This is a genomic window from Parafrankia elaeagni (assembly GCF_000374165.1).
GTDB lineage: Bacteria > Actinomycetota > Actinomycetes > Frankiales > Frankiaceae > Parafrankia > Parafrankia elaeagni.
Genome location: NZ_KB893712.1, coordinates 1 through 15,480, shown reverse-complemented (window position 1 = coordinate 15,480; position 15,480 = coordinate 1). Strand labels below are relative to the sequence as shown.

Genomic DNA, 15,480 nt, shown 5'->3' with positions numbered 1-15,480 from the left:
CCGGCCATGTGGATCACCTGCACTGTGACGGCCCCCTTCCGCGTAGCCGATGCCCAGCCCTCCGGCTCCCGCTCCACCGGCACCCGCTCCACCGGCACCCGCCGCCCGGAGGCCGACGGCGACAGCGCGGGGCGGCCGGCATCCGCGACCGGCGTGCGCACCGTCCTCATTCGCGCGGACGGCGCGACACCGCTGGGAGCAATCGCCACGGCGCTGATGACGCCGCCAGCAGCCGTGGGCCCGCGCCGGCATCCCCCGGGGCCCGGCCCACGCCATCCGCCAGGCCGCCCGCACGGTCATGACTGCCCGCCCTCGATGCACATCGACGGCATCGCCGTACCCCCGGAGCTCCGCCTGGACACCTCGCCGCTGCGTGACGGGGCCCAGGTCCGTCTCGGCTCCCCGCCTGGCGCCACGCGACGGGAACGCACCGGCCTGGTCGAGCTCCGGGTCACCGGCGGGCCCGGCGCCGGCATGGTGCGCCGGCTTTCCCCGGGCGAGTACGGCGTGGGGACGGATCCGCTCGGCGGCATCGTCCTGCCCGACCGCACGGCGCCCCGCCGAGCCGTGATCCTCCGGATCGACGCGGACGGCTCGGGATCGGTCACCCCCGCCGCCGGGGCCGACGTGTGGATCGACGGCTGCCACCGACCCGGGCCCGTCGCCTTCGGGGCGCGCGGGCCCGAGGGCACGCCCGTGAACGTGGCCCTGCGGGCCGGAGCCACGGCGCTCGTGCTCACCACCCCCGACCGGCCGGACGCGATGCTCCGGCCGGCTCCACGGGCCTGGGGCCTCGAGATCAGCCGCGAGCCGCGTCTCGCCCGCTGGCCGGGCGACGTCCGGTACAGCCTCCCGGTTCTCCCCGCAGCCCGCCCGGCGCCCCCGCTTCCTGTGTTGGCAGCGCTCCTGCCGGCCGCAGCCGCCGGCGGCATGGCCCTGGTTTTCCAGGCCGCCCATCTTCTGCTGTTCGCCGCGCTGGCCCCGTTGTCGCTCCTTGGCTCCTACCTGGCCGGCAGGCGCGCCAGCAGGCGGGAGTACCGGCGGGAGCTCGCCGGGTACCAGCGGGCCCGCGCCGAGATCGACCGGGAGATGACCGCCGCGCTCGACCACGAGGCCGCCGCCCGCCGCACGAACCATCCCGATCCTGCGGCTGTGTTGCTGCGGGCGGTGGGTCCTCGGCGTGGTCTCTGGGAGCGTCGTCCCCACGATCCCGACTTCCTGCACCTGCGGGTCGGTACGGGTGACGTGCCCAGCGGGGTCTCACTCACCGACCCGGCCGCGCCGGACCATCGCAGGACCACCCGGTGGCTGTTGCGGGACGCCCCCGTCACCGTCGCGCTGCCCGAGGTCGGTGTGCTCGGCGTGGCCGGCCCGCACGGCTTCGCCCAGGCGATCGGTTCCTGGTTGATCACACAGGCCGCGGCGCTGCACAGTCCGCGAGACCTGTCGATCCACCTCATCGTCACGCCCGGTCCGGCCCGCGGTTGGGAGTGGGCGCGGTGGCTGCCGCACTGCCGGCCGCCGGAAGGTCCGCCGGGCGCCGTCCAGATCGGCGCGGACGAGCCGGGCCGGGCCGGGCGTGCCGAGGAGCTGGCCGGCCTGACCGAGACCCGCCTGCGGGGCAGCGGTCCGGGCGCCTCCGGCCAGGACCAGCCGGGCCCGGCCGTCCTCGTCGTCGTCGAAGGGGCGGCGAGCCTGCGGGCATCGCTGCTCCCGGTCCTGCTCTCGGGTCCGCGCGTCGGTGTCCACGTCATCTGCGTCGAGCGGGATCCGCGGCTGCTCCCACCCGAGTGCCAGGCGGTGGTCGAGCCAGCCGGGAGCGGTGCACGGATCAGACAGCAGGGCCGCGAGGACGTCGACCGCATACGCCCGGACCTCGTGGGCCTCCCCGCCACCGCCGGTGGAGCCTCTCCCGCCGAGATGACCTCTCCCTCCGGAACTGTCGCGGCCCAGAGCGTTGCCGGGGAAACCGCGGCCGCGGCCGCCCGCTGGTGCGAGACACTGGCCCGCGGGCTCGCACCGCTCCGTGACGCCGGCCCGCGAGCCGCCGGCGGCGGCCTGCCGACGGACGTCAGGTTGCTGGACCTGCTGGGAGTCGACCCGCCGTCGCCCCGTGCCCTCGCCCCACGTTGGGTCATCCACGCGGCCACCACCACGTTCCCGCTCGGAGCCGGCGCTGCCGGAACGGTCAGTGTCGACCTGAGCAGCGACGGGCCGCACGTCCTCGTCGCGGGGACGACCGGTGCCGGCAAGTCCGAGCTGCTCCAGTCGATGGTCGCCGCGCTCGCGGTGCGCAACCGGCCCGACGAGATGACCTTCGTCCTGGTCGACTACAAGGGCGGCAGCGCCTTCGGCGACTGCGCCCGGCTGCCGCACACGGTCGGGCTGGTGACCGATCTGGACCCGCACCTGGTCGAGCGGGCACTCGACTCGCTCGGAGCCGAGCTGCGCCGACGTGAGTCCCTGTTCGCCGGCGCCGGCGCCAGGGACATCGACGACTACCACCGGCGCCACCTGGCTCCCGCCGGCCTCGGCCGCACCAGCCGCGACGACCTCACCGAACCGCTGCCACTGCCACTGCCACTGCCACTGCCGAGGCTCGTCGTCGTCGTCGACGAGTTCGCCGCGCTCGCCCGTGAGCTCCCCGCCTTCGTCAGCGGTCTGGTCGGGCTCGCCGGCCGCGGCCGGTCGCTCGGCATCCACCTCGTTCTTGCGACGCAGCGGCCGGCGGGCGTCGTCTCACCGGAGATCCTCGCGAACACGAACCTGCGGATCGCGCTCCGGGTCACCGACCAGGCGGAGAGCTCAGACGTCCTGGGCCTTCCGGACGCCGCCTTCCTGCCCGTGGCAACGCCCGGCCGCGCGATCCTGCGGGTCGGGCAGAACGCGCCGCAGATCTTTCAGACCGCCCGTGTCGGCGGGCCCCCTCCGCGAGCCCGCGAACGTTCCGGCGGCGCCCCGCTCGGCCCGCTCGTCGTCGACCTTCCCTGGCCACCGTCGCAGGACGAGGTCCTTCGTGCCGTCACCGCCGCCGCCCACGCGGCCACCGGCACGGCCGCACAGCTCCCCCCGGTCACGGGCGCCCACGCCGCCGATGAGCCGACGGACCTGCGCAGGCTTGCCGATGCCCTGCGGGAGACCGCCCGGGCATGCCGGATCCCGGCCCCCCGCCGGCCCTGGCTGCCACCGCTGCCGGAGCGAACGAGGATCGACGCGCTGCCGCCGGTCGACACGCCCCGCACCCGCCTGACGCCCCGCGGCCTCGCCCCCGTGCCACTGGGACTCGCGGACCTGTGCCGGGCACAGGCCCAGCCAACCTTCGCCGTGGACCTGGAGCACGGCTCGCACCTGCTGATCGTCGGCGGACCCCGCTCCGGGCGGTCCACAGCGCTGCGCACCCTCGCCGGGTCGGTGGCCCGTACGGCCTCACCCGCGGATGTCCACCTGTACTGCCTCGACTGTGGCAACAACAGCCTGAGCCCCGTGGCCGCTCTCCCGCACACCGGCGCGGTCGTCGCCGGGAGCGAGACCGAACGGGTGCACCGACTGCTGGCACGGCTGGCCAGGGAAGTCTCTCGTCGCCAGGCTCTGCTCGCCCGGGGCGGCTTCGCGGACCTCGCCGAAGCCCGCGCCACGCGGCCGGCGCAGGGGGCCTCCCCCCCGCCCTACCTCCTGCTTCTCCTCGACGGGTACGAGGGCTTCCTCGCCTCGTTCGAGGACCTGGAGGGCATGGTGGCCGTCGACCGGCTGCTGGCGCTTGCCCGTGACGGCCTCGCCGTCGGCCTGCGGATCATGATGACGGCGGACCGCCGAACGCTCACCGGGCACCTCGCGGCAACCATCGAGCAACGGCTGGTACTGAGGATGGCGGAACACACCGACTACAGCCTCGCCGGGCTCGCCGGCATCCGGATACCCGAGGCGCTTCCACCCGGGCGCGGTTTCCTGACCGGCGGGGCCGGCAGAGGACTCGGCCCACCCTGGGAAGGTGCCGGCGGGCCGGTCGAGGTCCAGCTGGCGTTGCTGGACGATGACGCTTCAGGGGCCGCACAGGCTGCCGCGCTGCGCCAGCTGGCCACCCGCTGCGACCCGGCCGCCTCCCGGCCGGGCACGGCGGCCGGCCAACATCCCCCGCCCGGCCCGCGGCCGTTCCGGGTCGACGTCCTGCCCGCCCGCGTCAGCCGTCACGACCTCGCCGCACTCCCAGGCATCGCGGACATCAATACGCCCGGGGTGCCCGGCTCGCCCGACCTGCCCGAGGCGGCGCAGCGGTCAAACGACCGCCTGCCGGTCACGCTCGGCGCCGGCGGGGACGACCTGGCATCAGTCAGCGTCGATCTGGTGGCCGACGGCCCGGGTTTCGTCATCGCCGGCCCGGCCCGCTCCGGGCGCAGCTCGGCACTGATCGCTGTCGCCCGCGGGCTCCACGCGCACGGGCGTCGCATGGTGATCGTCAGCCCCCGACCGTCACCGCTACGCGCCTGCGCCGCCGAGACCGGGGCCGAGATCATCGAGGAGGTCTCCGGCGGTGGGCCGCAACGCCTCGCCCACCTGCTGCGGCCGGGCGTGCGCATCGTGCTGCTCGTCGACGACGTCGAGCTCCTCGCGGCAGCCCCGCTCGGTGAGGACCTCGCGGCCTTCTGGCGCGACACCCGCGGCAGCGGGAACCTCCTCGTCGCCGCGGGCACCACCGACGATCTGGTGAACCAGTTCCGCGGGCTCGTCGCGGACGCCCGGCGCTCGCGATGCGGGCTTCTCCTCAGCCCGGCCGGGCCCGCCGACGGCGACCTGTTCGGCGTACGACTGCCGCGGGCCCTGTGCGCCGGCCCCGATCCGCCGGGGCGTGGGCTCCTCCTGCGGCGCGGCGGCATCCTGCCCATCCAGGTCATTGATCCACACCCGTGATGGAAACGGTGCCAGCTCCAAGGAAACGACAGCAGATATAGACAGAACCGACACAAAAAGTAGCATTTGACTATCGGATGGGTCACATCTTCTGCTCTCTAGTGAGCGGCCCTCCACCGCTCGTGCCTCCGACCCATGAACCCGGACGGACGGAACACACCATGCGCACGGTCACCACACCCGCGGCCCAGAGCGCCGCCGGCCAGATGAGCCATCAGCTCAGCGATCTCCAGACGACGACGGCCAACCTCGTCGCCCGCGGCAACGCCCTCGCGGATCCGACGAACTGGGAGGGGCCGAAGGCCCACCTGTTCCGCACCCAGATCTGGCCCGAGGTGCAGAACACTCTGTCCGCGCTCCAGACGAATCTGGCCGAGCTCTCCCGCATCGTCACCGAGGTCAACCAGCGGACCGCCCTCGCCGGCAGCTGACCGCCAGCCGTTTCGTCCCGACGCCACGCCCGGCGTCACTTCTCTCCCAGTCGCAGGGCGCACCCGTGTCCTGCGGCGGTTCCCCCTGCCCCGGAGGATGCGATGACGACAGGTTCAGGTGTGACCGTACGTGCGACGCCCCAGGCGTCGACTGCGGTCGATGAGCTCGCGGGCATCATCAACGGCCCGCTGGTGACCCATTTCGACGGGCTGCGTGCGACCGCCCGAACCCTGCTGGACGCGGAGAACTGGGACGGCCGGACCGCGTCCGAGTTCCGAAGCTCGGTGTGGCCCACCTACGAACGCACCCTGACGGATCTGCACACCCAGCTCGACCGGCTGCGGGTCCGCCTGGCGGAGATCCAGGCAGACATCCAGGCGGCGGGTTAGCGGCGGGTTGGTAGCCGGTGCCGGTCGCCGTCACCACCGTGCCTCGTTGCCGGGCTCGGGTGTGCCCCCTGGTCCGGCCACGGGCCTGGGATCCCGCTCCGAGTCCTGGGCCCGGGAACCTCCGTGGCTGTCTTCGTGAGCACGGAGGTCGCCACGGTCGGCATGGCGGCGGCCGGCAGCCTCGGAGCCATGTTCGCGGTCGAGGCCGCGGTCCGGACCCTGATGGCGGTCATGAAGGAGATCCAGCGCGTCGTCGGTGTCCAGCCGGATGCAGCCGGAACGCGTCCGGACTGTGGCCTCCGCGAGGTCGATCTCCAGCAGCATCCAGGCGCTCCCCAGATCGAGCAGATCGGGAGTGGGATGCCGCTCGGTGAAGGCAAGCGCCAGCTCGGAGACGGACTCGTCGGGAACCCGCGCCACCCAGCCGGCCAGGGCGACCGACACCCACTCGCAGCCGTCGGCCGCCACAGGGCCGCAGACCTGGAACCGGCAGGCCTGGTCCTCGGTGCCGAGAAGCCGCCCGACCGGGAACGGAGCCAGCATCACGAGCCGGGCGGACGCACCGACGTCCAGCTGCTCGAACAGGCCCGGCACCACCGGGGTGCAGCCGGCCGGCGCGAACCCGGTCGGCACCGGGGCTATGGAGGTGAAGCGCAGGCCGTGGACGAGTCGGCCGCCCCACAGGACGAGGCTTCCGTACGGAGCCGCGCGGAGCAGCTCGCGGGCCGCCTGCCTGATTGCCGCCCGGGCGTCCGGGACGTCGGGCACCCATGCCCCGCCCCTCGCCCCGGGCCCGTCGATCGTGCCGTCCGCCACCTGCTCCTCCACCGTTCGATCCACTATGGTTAGGTTCGCCTTATTTAAGGACACCTAACCTAAAGGAGGAACGTGTGCGCCACAAGCCGGTAGCAAAACTGAGCCGCAGCATCGGCCTGCCGCTCACCGACAAGGCGGCCCGCTACTTCGAGAACCGCCCGTACCCGCCGGGCCCGCATGGCCGTGGCCGCAAGACCATGTCGCCCTACAAGGAGCGACTGCGGGAGAAGCAGCGGTTGCGCTTCCAGTACCACATCAGCGAGAAGCAGCTGCGGCGGGCGTTCGACCAGGCAGACCGCGGGAACGGGCGGACCGGCCACCTGCTGATCGAGGACCTCGAGACCCGTCTGGACGCCGTCGTCCTGCGCGCCGGCTTCGCCAAGACGATCTACCAGGCCCGCCAGTTCGTCAGCCACCGCCACATCCTGGTGAACGGCGGCCGAGTGGACCGGCCCGGCTACCGCGTGCAGCCCGGCGATGTCGTCTCCGTCACCATCCGCAGCCGCACCATGGCGCCGTTCCGAATCGTCGCCGAGAGCCAGCCGGGCGGGGCTCCCCCGCCCACCTACCTCGACGTCGATCGCGGCACGCTGGTCGCGGTCCTCAACCGGCGGCCGACCCGACCGGAGATTCCGGTGGTCTGCGACGAGCAGCTCGTCGTCGAGTACTACGCCCGCTGACAGGGCCCGCCGAGAAACCGGCCACCGGCCGCCGAACGAGGCGGGCCGAACGAGGCGGGCTGAGCGGTCAGGGCTGTTCGTGGACGAAACCGAAGGTCGCGGTCACCGCGTCGAACAGATCGTGCAGCGCCGCCGCCAGCGCGGTGTTGGGGCTGGCACAGGCGATCACCGCGACGCGGTCGACTCCGGGCACCGGCACGGTCGTGCGCATCACCAGCTGGAAGGTCTCCTCGCCGTCCGTCGACCGCTGTGGCTCGACCCGGACAGTCCGCGTGGCGAGTCCGGCCGCGGGGAGGTGGACGGCCCCCACCCGGCGCCAGCGGCGCAGATCCGGGTGGTCCGGATCGCCTGGATGGTCCGGCCGATCCGCCGGGCCCGTCCGGCGGATCGGCCGGCCATCCTGCGCGGCCCGGGCCTCCCGGGCGGTCCCGCCGGCCCGGGCCGGCCGATCGGCCCCCGCGGGACGTTCCTGCCGAGGCAGGTCGGGTATGTGCTGACTCGTCGGGCGCAGGCACACCATGACCCAGGCGGACAGGCCGTCACCGCGGACGTCCTCGACCATGACCGCGCAGTAGGCGGCCCTGTGCCGGTCGGCGCGGGCGGCGACGTCCCGCAGGATCCGGGCGATCGTCGGCTCCTGGCCGACCAGAACAGGATGATCATGCGCTCGGGCGGTCACCATGCGGGCGATGGCGGTCGCGCTGCGGGCGGTCTGGGTGTCCAGCACGAACCAGCTGTCCGGCACCGTGATGGTGAACCGGTGAGGTCTGCCCTGCCGCCCCCCTGCATGCCTCTGCACCCCTGGTCGTCCTCTGCTCCGGTCTGACTCGCGCTGGCCCGATGGGCGCTCGGGCCTGACACCTCGAACACGCACCTGTACTGATTGGCACTTCAGCACGTCGTGGTCGGCTTCACGCTTCAAACGACCTAGCTGGCAAAGGTATGCACAACCGTACTAAAAGTGGCAAAGCGGGCGTCGAATCATGTGGCGAGACCGGAAGCCGCAGCTGACGTGCGCGCCGCCCCTGCGCGGCCGGGAGACGCCCCGGCATGCCGGCGGGCAGCGAACGGTCGCCCTGTCCTGGTCGTGACAGTCAGCAAGCGTGTGTCATTCGTGTGAACCCATCGACCGACAGATCGAAAAATGACCTGTAGTGAGCCCACTCGTGGTGGACTGTGACAGTGTGAGCCAGACGGGCAATTCACGACCGACCGCGGGCAACGGTGCGCGCCGGGGCGGCGGTTCGGGTGTCGTGCTGTTGCTGGCACTCGGAGTCGGCGTTCCCGTCCTCCTACTTGTTCTCAGTGGTACCCCGCTGTCCGCCGCCTTCGGCGACTCGGGCGCGTTCACTGGTGACTTCGGCGCACCCAAGATCCTGCGGATCATGGTGCTGGCGGCCTGGCTGCTCTGGGCCCATTTCCTGGTGTGTGTCATCGCCGAATGGCGGGCCGAGCGCCGGGAGACGGGGCTCGCGCCGCGTATCCCCTTCGGCGGCGGCAGCCAGCTCCTGGCCCGCCGGCTGGTCAGCGACACTCTGCAGTTCACCTCGGCACCGTCCCCCTCGTCCGCCGCCTCGCCCCCGTCTCGGCGCCGGGGCAGCGCCCCGCCGCCCCGGCGTACCGGTTCGTCGCGATCACCCGGCTCGTCGGGTACGCCCGATCCGTCCAGCCGTGGCGGCACAGTGGTCCGGCCGGGCACCGGGCAGCTGCCTGCGGGCCGCGCCCACGCCGGCCAACGCACCCACGGCGCCGGGCGGGCCGGCGGTGGCACCACCCACCGGAGCGGTCGGGCAGCAGGGCGGGCGGCCCCCGCCCTGCCCCCCGCCGGGACGCCCGGCCCCGGCACCGGGCAGGGCGCGCCGCTGGCCGGAGACGGCCGGCCCTCCCGTCCGTCGCCCGCCGGGTCGATCACCGGGCCGCTGCGCCGCTCAGACCCCGCCGCGATCTCACGCCTGGCCCGCGGGCTCACCGCCGCCCAGACGAGCCGCGGCCAGACCGCGGAAGCCGGTCCGACCGGCCAGGCCATCACGCGGCCGGATACGTCGGGGCAACCGGTTCCCGCGGTGAGAGCGGGCTCAGCCGCAGGAGCAGGAGCCGCGGCGGCGGTGGCGCCCACCGCGAGGGCGGGTTCCGGCGCGGACGACGCCGGGGATCCGGCGGCCGTCCGGATGCGGCGCTACCGCTGGGACGAACAGGCTTCCGCGCTTCGTGAGCTGACCACCGGCGAGGAAAGCCCGGCGGACCTCTTCCCCGACGGGGTCGACGTCAGGTTCTGCGAGGTCAGGCCGGCGGACGGCCGTCAGCACGACACCCTGTGGGCGATCGCGCAGCGCCTGCTCGGCGACAGCCTCCGCTACCGCGAGATCTTCGCCCTGAACGAGGGCCGGGTCCAGCCGGACGGGCAGGTCCTCACCCGGCCGTCGCTCGTCGCCCCGGGCTGGGTGCTGCTGCTGCCCCCGGACGCGGCGGGCGAGGAGGTCCGCACGATCCGGGTGCCGCATCGCGAGGGGTCATGGGTCCAGGAGGTCCACGCGCACTTCGCCAACCAGCGTTCGGGCCCGCCCGGCCACGGGCACCCCGCCGGCGCCACGGCGACGGGCACCGCCGGCACACCGGCCGGGCCGAGCACACCCGGTGCCTGGGGCGCCGGAGCGACGGGCACGACCGGTACGACCGGTACGACCGGTACGGGCGGTGCGGGCGCGACCGGAGCGAGGGCGGGCAACACAGGTGTCACGGACGCGGCATGGGGAGAAGCGGCAGGCTGGCAGGGGCCGGCGGGCGGCCAGCCGGGTGCGCCGGGTGGCTGGCCCGGTTCCAGGCCGACCACCGGCAGTGGCGCTCCGGACATGCCCGGCGGTGTCGGAGCAGGCCACACGGCCAGCGCGGCCGGGGCTTCCCCCAGCTACGACGGCGGACCTCACTCTGCGCCGGGCCACGGGGCGGGCCGGATCGGCGGCGGCCGAGGAATCGCCGGGGCGGCTCTCCTCGCCGCCGGCGTCCTCACCGCGCTGACCAGGCGCAGATCCGGCGAGTCCAACGCGGACCCGTTCTCCGCCGAGATCGAGCATGCCCTGCGGCTCGCCGCGGATCTGCCGTCGGCCCGCTTCGTCGACCGTTCGCTGCGGCTGCTGTCCGCCGGCCTCACCGCGCGCGGCCGGGCGCTGCCGCCCGTGTACGCCGCGATCCTCACCGACTCCGCCCTCGTCCTGCACATGGCGCCGGCTGTCAGCGAGCCGCCGCCGGCGCCCTGGCGGGTCGGCAACAACCCCGGGTCGTGGCGGATCGAGCGAAACCCGGACGCGCCGGACGGGCTCCCGTTCGAAGCCAGTGCCAGCCTGTCGACGGATGTCCCCGCCCCCTACCCCGGCCTGGTCACCGTCGGGCGGGACGACACCGGCTGCCGCATCCTCGTCGATCTCGAGGGCGCACCAGGCATGATCGCGCTCACCGGAGATCCGGCTGTGGCCAGCGAGGTGGCCATCTCCGTCGCGGTGGAGCTGGCGACCAACATCTGGTCCGACGACCTGCGCGTCTGCCTCGTCGGCTTCGCGGACGACCCGAGCCCCATCGCCCCCGGGCGCCTGCGGACGTCGCCGAGCCTCGCCGGCGTCCTGGACGAGCTGGAGGCCCGCGAGCCCCGGGACACCGCCTGGGGCAACGAGCCGGGCGCCGCGCTGCGCGGGCGGCAGGCCGCACACGCGCAGGCCGTATGGTCACCTGACCTGCTGGTCCTGGCCGGCCCGCCCACCTCCGCCGACGCCGAACGGCTGGCTGGACTCGCCAGTGGCCGCGACGGCACGGTCGGTGTCCTGCTGGTCGGTGACAGCCCGGCGGCCCGCTGGCGCTTCGCCGTCGGCTCTGACGCCCGGATGTCGCTCGGCGTCCTCGGTGTCGAGGTCAACGCCCAGACCCTCGCCGCGGCCGAGTACGCGGCGGTACTCGCGATGTTCCGCATCGAGACCGGCGCCCGGCCGACGCCGCAGCACCAGGCCTGGGCCAGGACCACCCCCTCGGACCAGACCGGCCCGATGGTCCGCACGGGCATCTACCCACAGACGTCCGAGCAGCCCGTTCCGGGGCAGACCGCGGCCGGATCTGCCGATCCCCGGCACGCCACCGGTCCCCTGCGCCAGCCCGCACCGTCCGCGTTGCCACCGCCGCCGGCGAGGCCGCCGGCGAGGCCGCCGGCGCCGCCGTTGCCCGGTACCGCCGGTCCGGCCCACGCAGCACGGCCGACCGCACCGCCGGCCCCGTCAACCGGGCCTGCCACCCCGCGCGAGGCGGACGGCGCCCCTGCCTACCCCCACGAGACCCTGCCACCGGTGCCGCCGACGCCGGTGGAAGCAGGCAGCCCGGAGGGCACCCGTCCGCCCCGGGTCTCCGGGTCGATACCCGGCGCCGTGCCGTGGACGCCGCCGCCCGGACCGCCCGCCCGGCCGGATCCTGCCTCACGACCAGCCGCTCCGAATCCGCCGCCTGCCTACCTGGCTCGTCCGGACGGACCACCCCTGCGCCCGACGGACGTTCCCAGAATCCCGCGGACTCTGCTGGTCCCGCCGTCCCACAGCCAGAACCCCGCTTCGCCCGGCGAAGACCAACCGGACCACCCGCCGACCGGCCACCCACCGGGCGGCCAGGCACCGGGCGGCCAGGCACCGGGCGGGTGGAACCAGCCGGCCGAACCCGTCCAGCAGGAGAGCGCGGCGCACTGGCCGGAGGAATACCAGGACGTCACGGAGTCCCGCGCGGACGACTACGTCTCCTGGGGCGGCAGTTACCCGCCACCACCACCGCTGCCACCGCCGAACGAGATCCCGCCGCACCACCAGGCGCCGGCGCAGGCACCCGCCTACGCTCCCGACCAGGGCCGTGGACCCGAGGCCTACCAGCCCGCCCAGACCCACCAACCCGACCCGGCCTACGAGCATGACCAGGCCTACGGCTCCGAGCCGAGCTACGAACCAGACCCGGGCTACGAGCCCGAACAGCGCTACGCCCCGACACAGGACTACGGAACCGACCACGCCTACGAACCAGACCAGGCCTACGCGCCGGCCCCCGTGCCCGCCGCGGGACCATCGCCGGACCATCCAGGCGACGCGTACCCCGGGTACGACCATCCAGCAGCCGGCCGTCCCCCGGAGGGCGTCCTGGCGACTCTGCCGCGACTCGAGCCGCACCCGGCCGGACCCACCGAGGCGGAGGTGCGGGTACTCGGCCATCCGTCCGTCAGCGCGTCCGGCCCGCTGGCGTCTGAGCAGGCAGACCTTCTCACCGAGGTGGTCGTCTTCCTCTCCCTGCACCGGGACGGCGTGTACCCCGAGGAGCTGGCCACGATCCTCGATCTTGACCTGTCCGACCCGGCGGACCCGGCGGGCGGACCGGCCGCGGGCGCGCAGGCGCTGCTCATCGCCGCCCGAAGCTGGCTGGGCGTCGACGCCGACGGCCGGCCCCGTCTGCAGCCCGGCCCCGACGGGCTCTGGGTGCTCAGCGCGGACGTCCGCTGCGACTGGGAACTCTTTGTGGCCTACGTCCACCGCGCCGCCCGGCCTGACGACGCCAGCGACCCGCAGTCCGACCTGCGCGACGCGCTGAACCTCATCAGCGGACCGCTGTGGTCAGACCTGCCCGACGGCCGGTACCCGTGGGTCTGGTCGACGCCCGTCGAACGCACCATGCGGGAAGCCGTCGTCGACGCGGCACACCAGCTCGCCACCCGGACCCTGGACTACGGCGACACGATCACGGCGATGGCCGCGTGCCGCACCGGCCTGCGCGCCGTCCCGGACGCGGAGGCACTGTGGCGTGACCTGCTGCGCACCGTCGCCGCCCGGGGCGACCGCCGCACCCTTGAGGCCGTCGCCGCCGAGCTCTACCGCACCGTCGCGGCCCAGCCAGCCACTCCGGCCCAGACAGGTCAGGCAGGCCAGCAGGGCCAGCGGGCTCGGGGCTTCGAACCGGAAACAGACGCACTCGTCCAGGAACTGCTGCCCGGCTTCCGTCGCCGTCGCCACTGACGCCCGGCACCAGACCATCGGACCACCAGCCCCACCGACCCTGAGGACTGACCGCCGGCCGCACCCGGCCGACACTGGTGGAATGCGTCTCGTCATCGTGGCCGACACCCACATCCCGGCGCGCGCCCGCGACCGGCCGTGAACGCCGCCTGGCCACCGCCCCCTGACGCCGATGTGATCGTCTTCGGTCATTCCCGCATCCCCTGGGACACCACGACGCCACGCCCTGGCAGCGGCCGCCCGCTCCGCCTCCTGAACCCCGGCTCCCCCCACCGACCGCCGCCGACAGCCCCACCCCACCTTCAGGCGACCATCCAGGACGGCGTCCTGGCCGACGTCGAACTACACCAGCTCCCGAGCCCGGCCACGGCCCGCGCCCGCGCCCGCGCCCGCTGATCATCCGACCGCCTACTGACCGCACCGGCCTGCTCCCGCCGACCGGTCGCCGGTCGCCCGTCACCCACGCTCGGGACGGACGTGCTCCGGTCTGATCGCCGCACCAGGCGCCGCCGGCCGGGACGCTGGAGGCTGCGGCGGAAGCTCGCCGGACGGTGCGACGCAGGACGGCTCCGAGCCGGGGGTGCGGTTCGAGGGTCCCGCGCCGTGTGCTGTAAGCTGGCCAAGCCGGCCGCGAGAGTGACCGGCAGGCGCTCGTAGCTCAACGGATAGAGCATCTGACTACGGATCAGAAGGTTGGGGGTTCGAGTCCCTCCGAGCGCACGCTGGTTGAGGCAGACCAGAGCCCCGCAGCCGATAACACGGCGCGGGGCTTTGGGCTTTCTCCAGCAACGGATGCAGCGGCACTGTCGCTCTCATGCGAGAGCGGCGATATCCCCGTCATCGAAGTAGATCGCCTGGTGCAGCCGGCCACCGAGCGCAGCGGCGTAGCGAGCAACCACATCCTGACCGGACAACGAACCCTGCTCGATCTGCGAAACCCGCCCCTTGGTCACACCCATCCGCTCCGCGACCTGCGCCTGCGTCAGGCCCCGCTCCCTGCGCACTTCAGCAAGCCGATGACCCACCGCGACCGCGAGGAGCTCTTGGCGGCCGGCAGCAACCGCGTCTTCCCCGCCGGCCCGGGCGACCTGCTCGGCACGGATGTCAGACCACCGTGTGTAGCCGCTCATCGCTGATAGCTCTCTTCCTCGCCGCGTTCCACCAGGGAGTTTTTCCGAAACTCGGAATAGTCGGTTTCGCATGCGATAATCAGCTGGTTCGATCAGACCCTGCCCAAAATTCCGCCGGAACAGGAAACGGGCAACCCGGACAGAAACCCCCTGGCGGCAACGAACCGGAAATCCTTACGCGTTCCGTCCAGGATTTCTGGAGCTCGCGCCCGGTACCGGCATGAGAGGCCCCCTTCGTGGCATGTGAGTCTTACCAAAGAAAACACATCGACCACGAAGAGGGTGCTCCCAGTGTATCGACTTCCCGGGCTGAGCCTGAAAGCCGCCGACGTCGTCGTCGCGATGGCCGAGAGACACTTCCCCGACTGGCATCGTGCCCAGGGCCGTCCCCGCGGTCTCGATCTGGTCGGTGCTCTGCGGCTGGCCCTGTGCCGGCTGCGGCGCAACGCCACCTACCAGGAACTCGCGGAGGACTTCGGGATCGGGATCAGTACCGCCTGGACCTACCACCAGATCATGGTCACCTTCCTCTCCGACGCTCTCGGCACCACCACCGAGGCCCTGTCCCGGCAGGTCAAGGGCCTGGTCTGCCTGATCGACGGGACTCTGATCCCGACGTTCGCCTGGCACCATCGCGACGATCTTCTGTCCGGCAAGCACCGCCGCCACGGCGTCAACGTCCAACTCGCCGTCGACCTGCACGGGCGGCTCCTCGGAGCCAGCCGTGCCTTCCCGGGAAGCTGGCATGATGTGCACTGCTTCCGTGAAGCCGGCTGGACACGGGTGGTACACCGTTCCGGTGGCTGCCTGACCGACCTCGGCTACGAAGGCGAACCCACCCTCCACACCCCGCTGAAAAAGAAGCCCGGAACACCCCTGCCCGGCTGGCAGAAGCAGCTCAACACCGCGTTCGCGTCCGTCCGGGTCGCCGCCGAATGGGGAGTCGCCCACACGAAGAACTGGCGGATCCTCACCACCCGCCACCGCAGCGAACTCGGTCGCATCGATGCCGACGTCCAGGCTGCCGTCGGCCTCCAGAAAATCAACGAACAGCAATCCGAACGAATACTGAGCTTCGAGAGGATCAAGAGAGTTTCTGAATAACTTC

General features: G+C 73.2%; 10 protein-coding genes and 1 tRNA gene. 8 read left to right on the top strand and 3 right to left on the bottom strand.

The window, feature by feature from the left end; translation table 11 throughout:
• The first annotated feature begins 24 nt into the window (after positions 1-24).
• The 3 genes from B207_RS0107620 to B207_RS0107610 all read left to right on the top strand — a co-directional run bounded on the left by B207_RS0107620 (position 25) and on the right by B207_RS0107610 (position 5,726).
• The gene (locus B207_RS0107620) at positions 25-4,905 is read left to right on the top strand and encodes an FtsK/SpoIIIE domain-containing protein (RefSeq protein WP_230204898.1); all 4,881 of its coding nucleotides are present in this window, start codon (positions 25-27) and stop codon (positions 4,903-4,905) included.
• A 161-nt stretch (positions 4,906-5,066) separates the two neighbouring features.
• A complete protein-coding gene (locus tag B207_RS0107615) occupies positions 5,067-5,336 on the top strand; it encodes a hypothetical protein (protein ID WP_018635925.1) in 270 nt (89 codons plus the stop codon).
• Positions 5,337-5,438: 102 nt separating this feature from the next.
• A complete protein-coding gene (locus B207_RS0107610; protein WP_026310797.1) occupies positions 5,439-5,726 on the top strand; it encodes a hypothetical protein in 288 nt (95 codons plus the stop codon).
• A 30-nt stretch (positions 5,727-5,756) separates the two neighbouring features.
• Here B207_RS0107610 and B207_RS0107605 read toward each other — a convergent pair whose 3' ends face one another.
• Positions 5,757-6,554 carry a hypothetical protein gene (locus tag B207_RS0107605; protein ID WP_018635923.1) on the bottom strand — a complete coding sequence of 266 codons (798 nt, stop codon included), beginning with the start codon at positions 6,552-6,554 and terminating at the stop codon, positions 5,757-5,759.
• Between the two features lie 62 nt (positions 6,555-6,616).
• Here B207_RS0107605 and rpsD point away from each other — a divergent pair, with 62 nt between their 5' ends.
• Entirely contained in the window at positions 6,617-7,222 is a 606-nt protein-coding gene (gene rpsD, locus B207_RS0107600) for a 30S ribosomal protein S4 (RefSeq protein WP_018635922.1), read from the top strand.
• A 67-nt stretch (positions 7,223-7,289) separates the two neighbouring features.
• Here the strand turns inward: rpsD and B207_RS0107595 are convergent, their stop codons facing one another.
• Positions 7,290-8,021, bottom strand: coding sequence for a hypothetical protein (locus tag B207_RS0107595; protein WP_026310796.1), 732 nt, complete (start codon positions 8,019-8,021; stop codon positions 7,290-7,292).
• 355 nt (positions 8,022-8,376) lie between these two features.
• On the opposite strand from B207_RS0107595, the gene B207_RS0107590 reads away from it, so the two are divergent.
• The 3 genes from B207_RS0107590 (at position 8,377) to B207_RS0107585 (ending at position 13,962) form a co-directional block, all read left to right on the top strand.
• A complete protein-coding gene (locus B207_RS0107590; protein WP_026310795.1) occupies positions 8,377-13,242 on the top strand; it encodes a BTAD domain-containing putative transcriptional regulator in 4,866 nt (1,621 codons plus the stop codon).
• A 138-nt stretch (positions 13,243-13,380) separates the two neighbouring features.
• A complete protein-coding gene (locus tag B207_RS38050) occupies positions 13,381-13,638 on the top strand; it encodes a hypothetical protein (protein WP_195905256.1) in 258 nt (85 codons plus the stop codon).
• Positions 13,639-13,889: 251 nt separating this feature from the next.
• Positions 13,890-13,962: transfer RNA gene (locus tag B207_RS0107585), tRNA-Arg, on the top strand.
• 92 nt (positions 13,963-14,054) lie between these two features.
• On the opposite strand, the gene B207_RS0107580 is transcribed toward B207_RS0107585, so the two are convergent.
• Positions 14,055-14,372 (bottom strand): helix-turn-helix domain-containing protein, encoded by a 318-nt coding sequence (locus tag B207_RS0107580; RefSeq protein ID WP_018635920.1) that lies wholly within the window; start codon positions 14,370-14,372, stop codon positions 14,055-14,057.
• 291 nt (positions 14,373-14,663) lie between these two features.
• Here B207_RS0107580 and B207_RS36740 point away from each other — a divergent pair, with 291 nt between their 5' ends.
• Positions 14,664-15,476 carry a transposase family protein gene (locus B207_RS36740; protein WP_018635919.1) on the top strand — a complete coding sequence of 271 codons (813 nt, stop codon included), beginning with the start codon at positions 14,664-14,666 and terminating at the stop codon, positions 15,474-15,476.
• The last annotated feature ends 4 nt before the right edge of the window (positions 15,477-15,480 follow it).